This is a genomic window from [Enterobacter] lignolyticus SCF1, from assembly GCF_000164865.1.
Taxonomy (GTDB): domain Bacteria; phylum Pseudomonadota; class Gammaproteobacteria; order Enterobacterales; family Enterobacteriaceae; genus Enterobacter_B; species Enterobacter_B lignolyticus.
Window position 1 is genome coordinate 98226 of record NC_014618.1, and the last position, 14155, is coordinate 112380.

14 protein-coding genes are annotated in these 14155 nt (G+C 59.8%); 4 read left to right on the forward strand and 10 right to left on the reverse strand.

Annotated features, from left to right (window positions below; all coding sequences use genetic code 11):
* Nucleotides 1-9: 9 nt before the first annotated feature.
* A complete protein-coding gene (locus tag ENTCL_RS00475; protein WP_013364154.1) occupies nt 10-429 on the forward strand; it encodes a DUF805 domain-containing protein in 420 nt (139 codons plus the stop codon).
* Here the strand turns inward: ENTCL_RS00475 and fpr are convergent, their stop codons facing one another.
* The 7 genes from fpr to gmk form a co-directional block, all read right to left on the reverse strand.
* Entirely contained in the window at nt 430-1176 is a 747-nt protein-coding gene (gene fpr, locus ENTCL_RS00480) for a ferredoxin--NADP(+) reductase (protein WP_013364155.1), read from the reverse strand.
* A gap of 103 nt (nt 1177-1279) precedes the next feature.
* On the reverse strand, nt 1280-2290 hold the full coding sequence (gene glpX / locus ENTCL_RS00485; RefSeq protein ID WP_013364156.1) for a class II fructose-bisphosphatase: 1011 nt from the start codon (nt 2288-2290) through the stop codon (nt 1280-1282).
* Nucleotides 2291-2334: 44 nt separating this feature from the next.
* Entirely contained in the window at nt 2335-4416 is a 2082-nt protein-coding gene (gene recG / locus ENTCL_RS00490; protein ID WP_013364157.1) for an ATP-dependent DNA helicase RecG, read from the reverse strand.
* Nucleotides 4417-4419: 3 nt separating this feature from the next.
* Nucleotides 4420-5109, reverse strand: coding sequence for a tRNA (guanosine(18)-2'-O)-methyltransferase TrmH (gene trmH / locus ENTCL_RS23870; RefSeq protein WP_013364158.1), 690 nt, complete (start codon nt 5107-5109; stop codon nt 4420-4422).
* A 4-nt stretch (nt 5110-5113) separates the two neighbouring features.
* Nucleotides 5114-7225, reverse strand: a complete 2112-nt coding sequence (gene spoT / locus ENTCL_RS00500) for a bifunctional GTP diphosphokinase/guanosine-3',5'-bis pyrophosphate 3'-pyrophosphohydrolase (protein ID WP_013364159.1) — start codon at nt 7223-7225, stop codon at nt 5114-5116.
* 19 nt (nt 7226-7244) lie between these two features.
* On the reverse strand, nt 7245-7520 hold the full coding sequence (rpoZ, locus tag ENTCL_RS00505) for a DNA-directed RNA polymerase subunit omega (protein WP_000135058.1): 276 nt from the start codon (nt 7518-7520) through the stop codon (nt 7245-7247).
* Nucleotides 7521-7574: 54 nt separating this feature from the next.
* Nucleotides 7575-8198 (reverse strand): guanylate kinase, encoded by a 624-nt coding sequence (gmk, locus tag ENTCL_RS00510; RefSeq protein ID WP_013364160.1) that lies wholly within the window; start codon nt 8196-8198, stop codon nt 7575-7577.
* A 252-nt stretch (nt 8199-8450) separates the two neighbouring features.
* On the opposite strand from gmk, the gene ligB reads away from it, so the two are divergent.
* Complete coding sequence (gene ligB, locus ENTCL_RS00515) at nt 8451-10121, forward strand: NAD-dependent DNA ligase LigB (RefSeq protein WP_013364161.1); 1671 nt, start codon at nt 8451-8453, stop codon at nt 10119-10121.
* A 2-nt stretch (nt 10122-10123) separates the two neighbouring features.
* Here the strand turns inward: ligB and ENTCL_RS00520 are convergent, their stop codons facing one another.
* On the reverse strand, nt 10124-10741 hold the full coding sequence (locus tag ENTCL_RS00520; RefSeq protein WP_013364162.1) for a trimeric intracellular cation channel family protein: 618 nt from the start codon (nt 10739-10741) through the stop codon (nt 10124-10126).
* Between the two features lie 281 nt (nt 10742-11022).
* Nucleotides 11023-11886 (reverse strand): YicC/YloC family endoribonuclease, encoded by an 864-nt coding sequence (locus ENTCL_RS00525; protein WP_013364163.1) that lies wholly within the window; start codon nt 11884-11886, stop codon nt 11023-11025.
* 125 nt (nt 11887-12011) lie between these two features.
* Between ENTCL_RS00525 and rph the strand changes: the two genes are divergently transcribed.
* Nucleotides 12012-12728 (forward strand): ribonuclease PH, encoded by a 717-nt coding sequence (rph, locus tag ENTCL_RS00530; RefSeq protein ID WP_013364164.1) that lies wholly within the window; start codon nt 12012-12014, stop codon nt 12726-12728.
* Nucleotides 12729-12793: 65 nt separating this feature from the next.
* Nucleotides 12794-13435 (forward strand): orotate phosphoribosyltransferase, encoded by a 642-nt coding sequence (pyrE, locus tag ENTCL_RS00535; protein WP_013364165.1) that lies wholly within the window; start codon nt 12794-12796, stop codon nt 13433-13435.
* An 83-nt stretch (nt 13436-13518) separates the two neighbouring features.
* Here the strand turns inward: pyrE and slmA are convergent, their stop codons facing one another.
* Nucleotides 13519-14115: a nucleoid occlusion factor SlmA gene (gene slmA, locus ENTCL_RS00540; protein WP_013364166.1), complete on the reverse strand. Its 597-nt coding sequence runs from the start codon at nt 14113-14115 to the stop codon at nt 13519-13521.
* Nucleotides 14116-14155: the final 40 nt, after the last annotated feature.

Below are 14155 nucleotides of genomic sequence, written 5' to 3' on the forward strand. Positions count from 1 at the left end.
GAACGCCTGATGACCCTGCAGCAGTGGTTATTTTCAATCAACGGCCGTATTGGACGCCGTGACTTCTGGGTGTGGATCGGCATTTGGGTGCTGGCCATGATTGTGCTCTTCACGCTTGCCGGCAGCGGCTGGCTGAGCCTGCAGACCGCGGCGTTCGCGCTGGTGTGCCTGCTGTGGCCGACGGCGGCGGTGACCGTCAAACGGCTGCACGACCGCGGGAAATCCGGTATCTGGGCGCTGCTGATGATTCTGGCCTGGATGCTGCTGGCAGGGAACTGGGCGATGCTGCCGGGCGTCTGGCAGTGGGGCGTCGGGCGGTTTATCCCAACGCTTATCATCGTCATGATGCTGATTGACCTTGGCGCGTTTGTCGGCACCCAGGGCGAGAACAAGTACGGCAAGGATACTCAGGACGTGAAGTATCGCTGATTACCAGTAGTGCTCGGCGGTCATGTGGCCCGGCCGACGGCGCAGGTGTTTGGTCATCTGTCGGGTCTCTTTCAGCAGCTGCTGGGTGTCGCGCACCATCTGTGGGTTGCCGCACAGCATCACATGGCTGTTTTCAGCGGTCATCGTCAGGCCGACGGCCGATTCCAGCGCGCCGCTGTCGATAAGCGCCGGGACGCGCCCGGTCAGCGAACCGGCGACGCTTTCCCGGCTCACCACGGTTTGAATAAGCAGTTTGCCGCCATAGCGCTGCTCCAGCTCGCGCATCAGCGGCAGATAGCTTAAATCCGCGGCATAGCGCACCGCATGCACCAGCACCAGGTTATTGAAGCGGTCGAGATCGCGGCCTTCCTGCAGGATTGAGAGGTAAGGGCCCAGCGCCGTGCCGGTCGCCAGCATCCACAGGTTATCGCAGGCCGGAACCTCCTCCAGTACAAAGAAGCCCGCCGCCTCGCTCACCACCTGAACCTCATCGCCGGGCTTCAGCGCCGCCAGGCGCGGACTCAGCTTACCGTCCGGCACCGTGACCAGATAAAACTCCAGCTCGGGGTTTCCCGGCGCGTTGACGTAGGAATAGGCGCGCTGTACGCGCTCGCCGTCGATCTCCAGCCCAAGCTTGGTGAACTGTCCGGCCGTGAAGGGATGTACGGGGGCATGTACGGTGAGGCTGAACAAGGTGTCTGTCCAGAACTCAATGTTGGTGACTTTTCCTGTGACCCAGTCCGCCATGACGCTCTCCTCTGTGCGTGAATATTTCTATCTTCGTCACTTGAGGAGGAGATTTCCAGCCCAACGGGGCCGGAAAGCTCAATTGATCAAATATCGTCGGAAATCAAAGGATATGGCGCTGTACGTCCGGGTCTTTGCGGTCGAGATAGTGGATGGACTGAATACGGCGGATGGTGCGGGATTTGCCGCGGATCAGCAGCGTTTCAGTGGTGGCCATGTTGCCTTTACGGCTGATGCCCTCCAGCAGATCGCCTTTGGTGATGCCGGTGGCGGAGAAAATCACGTTATCGCTGCGCGCCATATCGTCCAGACGCAGCACCTTGCCGGCCTCAATGCCCATCGCCGCGCAGCGGGCAAGTTCGCTCTCGCCGATACGGCGATTTTCGTCGCTGTCGCCTTTCACCTCGTGGCGGGCCAGCAGACGGCCCTGCATGTCGCCGTCCAGCGCGCGGATCACCGCCGCGGAGACAACGCCTTCCGGCGCGCCGCCGATACCGTACAGGACGTCGACTTCGCTGTCTGGCATGCAGGTGAGGATAGAGGCGGCAACGTCGCCGTCCGGAATGGCGAATACGCGCACGCCGAGCTGCTGGAGTTCATCGATAACCGCGTCATGACGCGGTTTCGCCAGAATAGTGACGGTCAGCTCGTCGAGCGGTTTGCCAAGCGCCGCTGCGATGTTGCGCAGGTTGTCCGCCAGCGGCAGACTGAGGTCGATAACCCCTTTGGCGCCCGGGCCGACAATCAGTTTTTCCATGTACATGTCCGGCGCGTTCAGGAAACAGCCCTTATCGCCGACCGCCAGTACCGCCAGCGCGTTGGCCTGGCCCATCGCCGTCATGCGCGTGCCTTCGATAGGGTCGACGGCGATATCCACCGCGTCGCCGTTGCCGGTCCCGACCTGTTCGCCGATATAGAGCATCGGCGCCTCGTCGATCTCCCCTTCGCCGATAACGATGGTGCCATCGATATTGACCTGGTTAAGCATGATGCGCATGGCGTGTACCGCCGCGCCGTCGGCCGCGTTTTTATCGCCGCGCCCTAGCCATTTGTAGCCCGCAAGCGCCGCCGCTTCGGTAACGCGTGAAAATTCGATGGCAAGTTCTCGTCTCATAGCAAACTCATTGTGGAGGCTAAAATTTCACGCAGAGCGGCGCTCTACGCGTTGGAATATCGTTCGGTTTCCGGCATCCAGCGCTCAATAAGCGCCAGCGCCTGCTGCGGGTATTTTTCGTGAATATGGCGCGCAATGCGCTGAACGTCAGGAATAATGGCCTGATCGCGCAGCAGGTCGGCGACTTTAAATTCGGCGTTGCCGGTCTGGCGGGTGCCGAGCAGTTCGCCAGGGCCGCGGATCTCCAGATCTTTTTGCGCAATCACGAAACCGTCGTTGCTGTCGCGCAGCACCTGCAGACGCATCTGCGCGGTTTTCGACAGCGGCGATTTATAGAGCAGCACGCAGTGTGAGGCGACCGCGCCGCGCCCGACGCGGCCTCTGAGCTGGTGCAGCTGGGCCAGTCCCAGGCGCTCCGGGTTTTCGATGATCATCAGGCTGGCGTTCGGCACATCCACCCCGACCTCAATCACGGTGGTGGCGATCAGCAGATGCAGCTCGCCCTGCTTGAATCCCTGCATCACCGCCTGCTTCTCGGCAGGCTTCATGCGCCCGTGAACCAACCCGATATTCAGTTCCGGCAGGGCTAATTTTAGCTCCTCCCAGGTAGCCTCCGCCGCCTGGGCTTCCAGCAGCTCTGACTCTTCAATCAGCGTACACACCCAGTAGGCCTGACGGCCCTCGGCGGTGCAGGCGTGGCGTACCCGGTCGATAATATCGCTGCGGCGGGTGTCGGCAATGGCGACGGTGGTGACCGGCGTGCGGCCCGGCGGTAGTTCGTCGATAACGGAGGTGTCGAGATCGGCGTAGGCGGTCATCGCCAGAGTGCGCGGAATGGGGGTGGCGGTCATGATCAGCTGGTGCGGGTGAAAGCCCTGCTGCTGGCCTTTTTCCCACAGCGCCAGCCGCTGATGCACGCCAAAGCGGTGCTGTTCGTCGATAATCACCAGCGCCAGGCCGTTGAACTGCACCTGCTCCTGGAAGATGGCGTGGGTACCGACAATCATCTGCACCTGACCGCTGGCGATAGCCTCCTGCTGAGCGAGACGCGCCTTGCCCTTTTGCTTACCCGCCAGCCAGCCCACTTCGACGCCGAGCGGCGCGAACCAGGCGCGAAAGTTGTTTGCATGTTGCTCGGCAAGCAGTTCGGTGGGCGCCATCAGCGCCACCTGGTTGCCGTGGGCAATCGCCCGCAGCGCGGCCAGCGCGGCGACCAGCGTTTTTCCTGAGCCGACGTCGCCCTGCACCAGGCGCATCATCGGAACATCCTGCGCCATATCATGCTCAATTTCGCCCACCACCCGCGCCTGCGCGCCCGTTGGCCTGAACGGCAGCGCATCGAGCAGCGCCTGCTTGAGGTTATCCCGCGGCGACAGCGGCTGGGCATGATAGCGCTGAGCCCCGGCGCGCAGCGCCAGCATGCTCAGGTTATGCGCCAGCAGCTCTTCCATAATCAGACGACGCTGCGCAGGGTGCTGCCCGCTTTCGAGGTCGCTCAGCTGTAGCGACGGTGGCGGGCGGTGTAGCGTGCGCAGCGCTTCGGGCAGGCTCATCATTCCCTGCGCCAGTTCGGGCGGCAGTAGTTCGGCGATGGCGCAGGTTTCCAGCAGGTCCAGCGCCTGGTCGGTGAGCTTGCGCAGGGTGGCCTGCCGTACGCCCTCGGTCGTGGGGTAGACCGGGGTCAACGTTTCCTGTAGCGCCGGCGTGCTGAGGTCGCCCTGCACGCGGTATTCCGGGTGGATCATCTCCGCGCCGTATTTGCCGCGTCTGGCTTCGCCGTAAGCAAGCACGCGTTTTCCCGCGGCGAGGCTGTTTTTCATCGCCGCGTTGAAGTTGAAAAAGCGCATGGTGAGGATGCCGGTGCCGTCGCTAATCTGGCAGGTCATCATCCGGCGGCCGCCAAAGGTGATATTGCAGTTGAGCACTTCGCCTTCTACCGTGGCGTAAACGCCCGGCAGCAGGTCATTGATGGTATAGAGATGGGTGCGGTCTTCGTAGCGTAACGGCAGGTGCAGCAGCAGATCCTGCACGTTGTGCAGACCGATTTTTGCGAGTTTATTGGTTTGCGCCGCGCCAACGCCGGTTAATGCACTTAATGGCACGGCATCCAGTAAGCGCCCCTGCATGGCTTAACCTGCCGCCTGCATGGTCGCCCACCACGCGGCATCAGCGTCGATTTCGCCGCTGTCGTTGACGTGCGGGTAGGGAAGGCCTTTGCGTTTCGCCACTTTCGCCAGCACCGGATAGCCGCCTTCAAACAGCAAACGCTGCTGCTCTTCCTGCGGCAGCGTGCTGTTTTCGCGCAGGTACATGCCGGCATTTTGCCGCTGGCGCTGCGCCTCGTAGAGGATAAGCGCGGAGGCGACGGAGACGTTCAGCGACTGCACCATGCCGATCATCGGGATGATGATGTCCTGGTCAGCCAGCGCCAGCGCTTCTTCGGTGATACCGGTTTTCTCCTGCCCCATCAGGATGCAGGTCGGGCGGGTGTAGTCTATCTCGCGAAAATCGACGGCGCTGTCAGAAAGATGCGTGGCGAGGATCTGCATGCCGCGGCCTTTCAGCTGTGCTACGGCGTCGCCGATGGTGCGGTGGGTTTTCACCGACACCCAGCTGTTGCTGCCCGCGGCGGTAGAGGCCATCGTGCGCATGCGGTTGCCCGGCCACACGGCGTGCACTTCGTGGACGCCGACGGCATCGGCGGTACGTACGATCGCCGAGACGTTATGGGGTTTATGGACCTGCTCCATGCAGACCGTCAGGTCAGGCTGACGCCTGGCGAGCATCTCACGGATACGCGCATAACGCTGTGAATTCATAAAACTAATTTCGGTTACGGGTGACTTTAATCACATCCGGCATGACGCGAATTTTGCGCATGATGTTCGCCAGATGCACACGGTCGCGGGCGGTCAGACGAATAAAGGCGCTGTACACGCGGCCATCTTTCTCTTCCGTATTCAGACTCTGAATGTTGGAAGAGGCGGTATTGATCGCAGCGGTAAGGTTCGCCAGCGCCCCCTGGTGGTTGAACATATCCACCTTGATCTCGGTGATAAATTCCTGCTCCGTCTCTTTATCCCACTCCACGGCCATGAATTTTTCCGGCTCTTTCTGGTAGCCGCGAATGTTGCGACAGGACTCGTGGTGGATAACCAGCCCTTTGCCGGGGCTGACGTGAGCGATGATCGGATCGCCAGGAATCGGGCGGCAGCACTTCGCGAAGGTGATGAGCACGCCGTCGGCGCCCTTGATAGGCAAATGCCCATGGCTCGTCGCGTTGGTTGACGGCGCGGTAGTCTCGCCCTGCTGCAGGTTTTTCGCGACCACCACGCTCATGGCGTTGCCAAGCCCGATTTCGGCCAGCAGGTCGTCAAGGGCGGCGAGCTTCATCCGCTCAAGCTCACGCTGGATGTTTTCCGGCGGGATCTCGGCAAGCTTACGGCTGCCGCCGAGCGCGTGGTTCAGCAGGCGACGGCCAAGGCTGACCGAATCGTCACGCTTGAGGTTTTTCAGCATCTGGCGAATTCGGGCGCGCGCTTTGGAGCTCACGACAAAGTTCAGCCAGGCGGCGTTCGGGCGGGCGCCCGGCGCGGTAATAATTTCTACCGTCTGGCCGCTGGAAAGCGACTGCGACAGCGGATACGGCTGGCGGTCGACGCGGGCGCCGACGCAGGCATGGCCGATATCGGTATGTACCGCATAGGCGAAATCCACCGGCGTGGCGCCAGCAGGCAGTTCGACGATGCGGCCTTCTGGGGTGAAAACGTAAATCTCATCCGGGAAAAGATCGGATTTAACGCTCTCGATAAATTCGAACGAGCTGCCGGCGCTCTGCTGCAGCTCCAGCAGGCTTTGCATCCAGCGCTGCGCGCGGATTTGCGCGGTAGTGCTGCTTTCGCCGTTCTGCTTGTAGGCCCAGTGGGCGGCAACGCCCATCTCCGCCATCATGTCCATGTCTTCGGTCCGGATCTGGACTTCTACCGGCACGCCGTGCGGACCAATCATTGAGGTGTGCAGCGACTGGTAGCCGTTCGCTTTCGGAATGGCGATGTAGTCTTTGACGCGGCCGGGACGCGGCTTGTACAGGCTGTGCATCTGGCCGAGCACGCGATAGCAGGTATCGACGTCGTGGACGATCACGCGAAAGGCGTAAATATCCATGATCGAGTGAAAACGCTGCTCTTTAAGCACCATTTTGCAGTAGATCGAGTACAGATGCTTTTCGCGACCGCTGACGCGGCACGGAATTCCCGCTTCCTGCAAACGCCCCTCGATTTCGGAGAGGATCTTTTGAATCATCTCTTTACGGTTGCCGCGGGCCGCTTTAACCACCTCTTTGATGACGCGGTAGCGGTTAGGATACAGCGCTTCAAAGCCCAGCTCTTCGAGCTCGGTTTTAATGTGGTGAATACCTAAGCGGTGCGCCAGCGGGCTGTAAATTTCCAGCGTTTCGCGGGCGATGCGGCGGCGCTTATCCGGGCGTAATGAGCCCAGCGTGCGCATATTGTGGGTGCGGTCGGCGAGTTTGATGAGAATGACGCGGATATCCTGCACCATCGCCATAATCATCTTGCGAAAGTTTTCGGCCTGCGCCTCTTTCTTATCGCGGAACTTGAGCTTATCAAGTTTGGATACCCCTTCCACCAGTTCGGCAACGCTTTTGCCAAACAGCTGTTCCATGTCCTGGTAGGTGGCGGGGGTATCTTCAATCACGTCATGCAGCAGCGCGGCCATCAGCGTTTCATAGTCGAGCTTCATCTCGGCCAGAATACAGGCCACCGCTACCGGATGCGTGATATAGGGTTCACCGCTTGAACGTGTTTGCCCCTCGTGAGCGTCACGTGCAACGAGATACGCCTGCTGCAGACGCTTGATCTGGTCTGGCGGCAGGTAGGTTTGAATCAGCTGATTCAGGCTTTCAAACAGATACAAGGGCGACCCGCAGGGTTAATTAACGACGACCTTCAGCAATGGCGGTTACGGCCTGCAGTTCTGCGGCTTCCTGCTCTTGCTGCTCCTGGCGCTCGCGTACGTCGAGGATCTGGTTGTTGATCAGACCTTCTTCGATTTCGCGCAGCGCGATAACGGTGGTTTTATCGTTTTCTTCCGGTACCAGCGGATCCTTGCCGCCTACCTGCATCTGACGAGCGCGACGCGCGGCGACCAGTACCAGGTCAAAACGGTTACCAATTTTCTCTACAGCGTCCTGAACAGTTACGCGTGCCATAATTAAAAAGCTCCACAGGTGAAGAAATGACTGGGCATGATACTGAATGTGGGTTCAGTCTGCCAATAGTTTGCTGATTAAAGCGTCATGTCGCTGCTTTTGGCGGCTCATGCGCAGACGTTCAGCGCGGATGATGGTTTTCAAATCGCCCAGGGCGGTATCAAAATCATCATTCACAATCAGGTAATCATATTCGGCGTAGTGGCTCATTTCTGCAACCGCCTGCGCCATGCGTTTGGCGATAACGTCTTCGCTGTCCTGGCCGCGGCCGCGCAGGCGGCGATCCAGTTCGTCTTTCGACGGCGGCAGAATAAAGATGCTGCGCGCGTCCGGCATTTTTTCCCGGATTTGCTGTGCGCCCTGCCAGTCGATGTCGAGAAACACGTCGACGCCGGTTTTCAGCACCTGCTCGATAGTTTCACGAGAAGTGCCGTAGAAATTGCCAAAAACTTCCGCATGCTCAAGGAAAGCGTCTCTGCCAATCATCGTTCTGAATTCGTCATGATTAACAAAGAAATAGTGTTCACCGTGCACTTCACCAGGACGCGGCGCCCGCGTGGTGTGTGAAACAGAAACCTGCGTATCGTACAACGGTTGGGTTTTCAACAGTGCCTGAATAAGGCTGGATTTACCCGCGCCACTTGGGGCAGAAACAATATAAAGCGTGCCTTGAGCCATGAGAGTCTTGTGTATGTGAGTTCGAAGGAAAGTCTACATACGAGCCTATTATACACGTCGCCGCACTGTGACGTAGCCTTTGTCACACTTTTTCCGCCGGATTGTTGGGTTTTGCGTACTGTTTTCCCGATTTACCGGCGAGTTGCTGCAACAAAAACAATGTTCTGAAGCTGCCTCGTGAACCGTGAGATTACCGTTCGCGCCGCTGGCGCGCGCCAGGGTATACCTGCGGTAAAACAGGGAGGGGCGGCGATGTGGCGATGGACTTGTGGGTTAATGATGATGTGGTGCGGTTACGCGCTGGCGGTGTGCCCCGTCTGGGCACCCGCGAAAGCGGAGCAGGAGATGGCGGCGCTGAACGCGCAGCTGACGCGCTGGAGCGAGGCGTACTGGCGCGAGGGGGCCAGCGCGGTGAGCGACGAGGTGTATGACCAGCTCAGCGCGCGCCTGAAGCAGTGGCAGCGCTGCTTTAGCCAGGAGCGGACTGCGGAGGAGGCGCCCGCCATCGGCGGCGCCGTGAAACACCCGGTTGCCCATACCGGCGTACGTAAGATGGCGAGCAAAGCGGCGCTTGAGCAATGGATGCGTACGCGTCAGGGGCTGTGGGTTCAGCCTAAAGTGGACGGCGTGGCGGTCACGCTCGTCTATCGGCAGGGCCGCCTGGTGCGGGCCATCAGCCGCGGCGATGGGCTGAAGGGCGAAGACTGGACGGCAAAAGCGCGGGTCATTGCCGCGATACCGCAGCAGACGCAGGGGCCGCTGGCGAACAGCGTGCTGCAGGGTGAGATTTTCTGGCGGCAGGACAACCATATCCAGCAGCGTATGGGCGGCATGAATGCCCGCGCTAAGGCGGCGGGGGCGATGATGCGTCAGAGCGATGGCGACGCGCTGGCGCATCTCGGCCTCTTTATCTGGGAATGGCCGGACGGGCCGCAGACGATGCCGGAACGCCTTGCCGCGCTAGCGGCGGCAGGTTTTCGCTTAACGGCCGACTGGACGCTGCCGGTGAACACAATCGGCGATGTCGAGCAACGTCGGGCCGCGTGGTTTAGCGCGCCGCTGCCGTTTGCGACGGACGGTATTATCATTCGCGCGGCGCAGGAACCGGCGGGCGAGCGGTGGCTGCCCGGCGAGGGCGGCTGGGTAGTGGCGTGGAAATACGCCCCGGCAAGCCAGGTGGCGCAAGTGAAAACCATCCGCTTCGCCGTTGGGCGTACGGGGAAGGTGGCGGTTATCGCGGCGCTTGAACCCGTCGTGCTCGACGATAAGCGGGTACAGCGCGTGAGCCTCGGGAGCGTTGCGCGCTGGCGGGCGCTGGATATCGCGCCGGGCGATCAAATTCTGGTAAGCCTTGCGGGACAGGGCATCCCGAGGGTCGACGGCGTGGTGTGGCGCGGGGTGGACAGACAGAAACCGTCGCCGCCGGTTCCCCGTTACAACGCGCTGACCTGCCTGTACGCCTCTCCTGAATGCATGGCGCAATTCATCGCCCGTCTTGTCTGGCTAAGCTCAAGGCAGGCGCTGGATATCGAAGGTGTAGGCAATGCGGGCTGGCAGATTTTGTATCAGGCGCACCATTTCGAACACCTTTTTTCATGGCTGCAGCTAACGCCGGCGCAGTTACAGGCGACGCCGGGGCTGTCTCCCGCGCGCGGGTTAACCTTATGGCACCGTTTCAACCTGGCGCGGGAGCAGCCGTTCATACGCTGGATAGTGGCGATGGGCGCGCCGCTGGCGCAGGCGGCATTAAAGGCCGCCGGGGATCGCTCATGGCAGGCGATGCGCCAGCGCAGCGAGGCTGACTGGCGGACGCTGCCAGGGATGGGGGAGGAGAAGGCGCGGCAAATCGTAAGTTGGCTCCACCATCCGCAGGTGGAGGCGCTGGCCGGGTGGTTAGCCGGGCTGCGCATCCCCGGGTTTTAAGATCAGTGCGCGCTGTGTTTGTAGTGAAATACCGGCAGGCCAAGCTTCAGGCGCAGCGCCAGCATGCGCGCAGTAAAGCCAAACAGCAGCGTGGAGATAACCACTACGTCGTGGCTGGATACATAGTGCTGGAGCGCGATATAGAGCACCGCCGCAGCGAAGGAAATCCCGGCGTAGAGCTCTTTCTGGAACACCAGCGGAATACGTTTGCAGAACATATCGCGCAGGACGCCGCCGAAGACGCCGGTGACTACGGCGGCAATGGTCGCAATGACCGGGCCTTCGCCCATATCCAGCGCAATTTGCGCGCCGATGATAGAGAAAACGATCAGCCCCAGCGCGTCGAGAGCCAGAAACAGACGACGCAGGTGCGGCATGACGGGGGCGACGATGGTCGTCAGCACGGCGGCGGTCGCTACGATGATGACGTATTCGGGGTTTTTGACCCAGCCCAGCGGATAGTGCCCGAGCAGGATATCGCGCACGGAGCCGCCGCCAAGCGCCGTGGCGGTAGCGATAATAATGACGCCAAAGGTATCCATCCGGCGACGTCCGGCGGCCAGTGCGCCCGTCATCGCCTCGGCGGTGATACCAATCAGATAGAGAATATGTAGCAGCATAATTGCCCCCAGGAATGATGGCGGCAGATTAGCGATTTGTGCGATAGATCACGATTGAGATTTTCTCACGTGAGCCTTTTCAGATAATTAATTCTAATGTGTTATGTGTGACTTTTTATTCGTTTTATCAGCCATTGTCAGCGGATGTCGCGCGTAATGCTATTCGCGAGTTTTGCAATTTTAACTTAGTAATTTTCATGCTGAACGGCGTTGCGGGGGTAATCTTATTAAGGTGGGGGGTGCATCATGAATAAAGCCCGCCGTGGCGGGCTCCGGGGACGTTACTCGATATTCTGAATCTGCTCGCGCATCTGCTCAATCAACACCTTCAGCTCGATGGCGGAATTGGTCACTTCGGTATTGATGGATTTGGACGCCAGGGTGTTCGACTCGCGGTTGAATTCCTGCATCATAAAGTCGAGACGGCGGCCGACGGCCTCTTTCTTCTTCAGGATATTCCAGGTTTCCTTCACGTGCGCTTCCAGACGGTCCAGCTCTTCAGCGACGTCAATGCGCTGAGCCATCATCACCAGCTCCTGCTCAAGACGGTTATTTTCCAGCTGAACCTGCGCTTCTTCGAGCTTCGCCACCAGGCGGTCGCGCTGCCATTGCAGAATTTCCGGCATGTGCGCGCGGACTTTACGCACCTCTTCGCTGACGCCGTCGAGGCGCTGCTCGATAAGCGCCTTCAGCGCCTGGCCTTCGGTTTCGCGCGCGACGATGAAATCATCCAGCGCGCCGTCCAGCGCGGTCAGGATTTCGGCGGTAATCGCATCAAGATCCTGCTCTTGCGCCGCCATCACGCCCGGCCAGCGCAGGATATCGACCGGGTCGATTTCCCCTTCGTCGCTCTGCATTTTGACCCAGTTGGCGGCATTCACCAGCTGTTTGGCCAGCTTTTCATTGAGGATGAGCTCGCCCTGCGAACCCGGGTCCTGCTCAAAGCGCAGGGTGCATTCCACTTTTCCGCGGGTAAGGCGCGTGCGCAGGCGCTCGCGTACGACAGGCTCCAGACTACGGAACTGCTCCGGCATGCGAAAATAGGTTTCGAGATATCGCTGGTTTACCGAGCGCAGCTCCCACGCGGCACTGCCCCATTCACCCTTGATTTCACGCCGGGCGTAGGCGGTCATACTGCGGATCATAGACGTTCCTGTTTTTAAAAGAGAGATGGGGGGATTATAGCTTTCAAGGGCTTCTCAGGATAGGAATAAGCGGCCTTTATCCGTATAATGCGCAGCCACATTCGTTTCAAGCCGGAGAAATTATCATGCGTCCAGCAGGCCGTAGCGCTCATCAGGTGCGTCCCGTAACCCTGACCCGTAACTACACAAAACACGCTGAAGGCTCCGTGCTTGTTGAATTTGGCGACACCAAAGTGCTGTGCACCGCCTCTATCGAAGAGGGCGTACCGCGCTTCCTTAAAGGCCAGGGGCAGGGCTGGATCACCGCAGAGTACGGCATGCTACCGCGCGCGACCCATACCCGTAACGCTCGCGAAGCGGCGAAGGGCAAGCAGGGCGGGCGCACTATGGAAATCCAGCGTCTGATCGCCCGCGCGCTGCGCGCTGCCGTGGATCTGAAAACCCTCGGCGAGTTCACCATTACCCTGGACTGCGACGTCATTCAGGCCGATGGCGGCACCCGCACCGCATCCATTACCGGCGCCTGCGTTGCGCTGGCCGATGCGCTGAATAACCTGGTGGCGGCCGGCAAGCTCAAAACCAACCCGATGAAGGGTATGGTCGCGGCGGTCTCCGTCGGTATTGTCGACGGCGAAGCGCTGTGCGACCTGGAGTACGTTGAAGACTCTGCCGCGGAAACCGACATGAACGTGGTGATGACCGAAGACGGCCGCATCATTGAAGTACAGGGGACGGCGGAGGGCGAGCCGTTCACCCACGAAGAGCTTCTCACCTTGCTGGCGCTAGCCCGAGGGGGAATCGAATCCATTGTAGCGACGCAGAAAGCGGCGTTAGAAAATTGATTTTAAAGGCGACTCGTTAGTCGCCTTTTTTTTGTCCGTAGAAAAGTAAGATGAGGAGCGAATCCATGAAACCGTATCAGCGCCAGTTTATTGAGTTTGCGCTTAACAAGCAGGTACTTAAGTTTGGCGAGTTTACGCTGAAATCCGGGCGCAAGAGCCCCTATTTCTTCAACGCCGGGCTGTTTAATACCGGGCGCGATCTGGCACTGTTAGGCCGTTTCTACGCCGAAGCGCTGGTGGATTCCGGCATTGATTTCGATCTGCTGTTTGGCCCGGCGTATAAAGGGATTCCGATTGCCACCACCACCGCGGTGGCGCTGGCGGAGCATCACGATCGCGATGTGCCGTACTGCTTTAACCGCAAAGAAGCGAAAACCCACGGCGAAGGCGGCAACCTGGTCGGTAGCGCGCTGGAAGGCCGCGTGATGCTGGTGGATGACGTTATCACGGCGGGTACCGCGATTCGCGAATCGATGGAAATCATTCAGGCCAACGGCGCAACGCTTGCCGGGGTGTTGATTTCGCTCGACAGGCAGGAGCGCGGCCGCGGCGAAATCTCCGCGATTCAGGAAGTGGAGCGCGACTACGGCTGTAAGGTTATCTCGATTGTGACGCTGAAAGAGCTGATTGCATATCTGGAAGAGAAGCCGGAGATGGCGGAACATCTGGCCGCGGTGCGTGCCTATCGGGAAGCGTTCGGCGTTTAAGCGATTTGCCCGGTGGCGCTGCGCTTACCGGGCCTGCGTACTCTGCAGGCCGGATAACGCGAAGCCGCCATCCGGCAGGAGCATTACTGTAGCTGGGCGTATACCAGCGGCCAGCGGGCGTCGAAATCGTCCGTCGGGCGGTATTTGAATTCGCTGCGCACAAAGCGCGACAGCATCCCTTCGCAAAACGCCAGAAGCTGGCTTGCCAGCAGCGTTTCATCAACGCTGTAGCCTTCGCCTTCACGCATCTTCTTTTCGCGCAGCACCTGGCGCAGCTGCGCTTCAATGCGCTCAAAAAGCTGGTTGATACGTCCCTGCAGCCGGTCCTGTTCGAACATCAGCGCATGACCGGTGAGGATACGCGTGAGGCCAGGGTTGCGTTCGCCGAAACCGAGGATCAGCAGCACAATCAGGCGCAGGCGCGCGCTGGTGTCTTTCTCATCTTTCAGAATCAGGTTAATGCGGGTAATCAGGCTGTCCTCGATAAACTCAATGAGGCTATCGAACATCCGGGTTTTGCTCGGAAAATGGCGGTACAGCGCCGCTTCAGAGACGCCGACAGAGGCCGCCAGCTTCGCGGTGGTGATGCGTTGACTGCCATCGCTGGATTCAAGCATCAGCGCCAGAGACTGAAGTATTTCTTCGCGACGGTTCCTTCTCGCCGTTTGTTTTTCTGCCATGTTCTAAAATACCCCTGAAAATAAACGCTCGTCAGGCGAG

Bases quoted from the DNA above. Each gene is read 5' to 3' on its own strand.
- ENTCL_RS00475 (WP_013364154.1), top strand. From the start codon at position 10: ATGACCCTGCAGCAGTGGTTATTTTCAATCAACGGCCGTATTGGACGC.
- fpr (WP_013364155.1), bottom strand. From the start codon at position 1,176: ATGGCGGACTGGGTCACAGGAAAAGTCACCAACATTGAGTTCTGGACA.
- glpX (WP_013364156.1), bottom strand. From the start codon at position 2,290: ATGAGACGAGAACTTGCCATCGAATTTTCACGCGTTACCGAAGCGGCG.
- recG (WP_013364157.1), bottom strand. From the start codon at position 4,416: ATGCAGGGGCGCTTACTGGATGCCGTGCCATTAAGTGCATTAACCGGC.
- trmH (WP_013364158.1), bottom strand. From the start codon at position 5,109: ATGAATTCACAGCGTTATGCGCGTATCCGTGAGATGCTCGCCAGGCGT.
- rpoZ (WP_000135058.1), bottom strand. From the start codon at position 7,520: ATGGCACGCGTAACTGTTCAGGACGCTGTAGAGAAAATTGGTAACCGT.
- gmk (WP_013364160.1), bottom strand. From the start codon at position 8,198: ATGGCTCAAGGCACGCTTTATATTGTTTCTGCCCCAAGTGGCGCGGGT.
- ligB (WP_013364161.1), top strand. From the start codon at position 8,451: ATGTGGCGATGGACTTGTGGGTTAATGATGATGTGGTGCGGTTACGCG.
- ENTCL_RS00520 (WP_013364162.1), bottom strand. From the start codon at position 10,741: ATGCTGCTACATATTCTCTATCTGATTGGTATCACCGCCGAGGCGATG.
- ENTCL_RS00525 (WP_013364163.1), bottom strand. From the start codon at position 11,886: ATGATCCGCAGTATGACCGCCTACGCCCGGCGTGAAATCAAGGGTGAA.
- rph (WP_013364164.1), top strand. From the start codon at position 12,012: ATGCGTCCAGCAGGCCGTAGCGCTCATCAGGTGCGTCCCGTAACCCTG.
- pyrE (WP_013364165.1), top strand. From the start codon at position 12,794: ATGAAACCGTATCAGCGCCAGTTTATTGAGTTTGCGCTTAACAAGCAG.
- slmA (WP_013364166.1), bottom strand. From the start codon at position 14,115: ATGGCAGAAAAACAAACGGCGAGAAGGAACCGTCGCGAAGAAATACTT.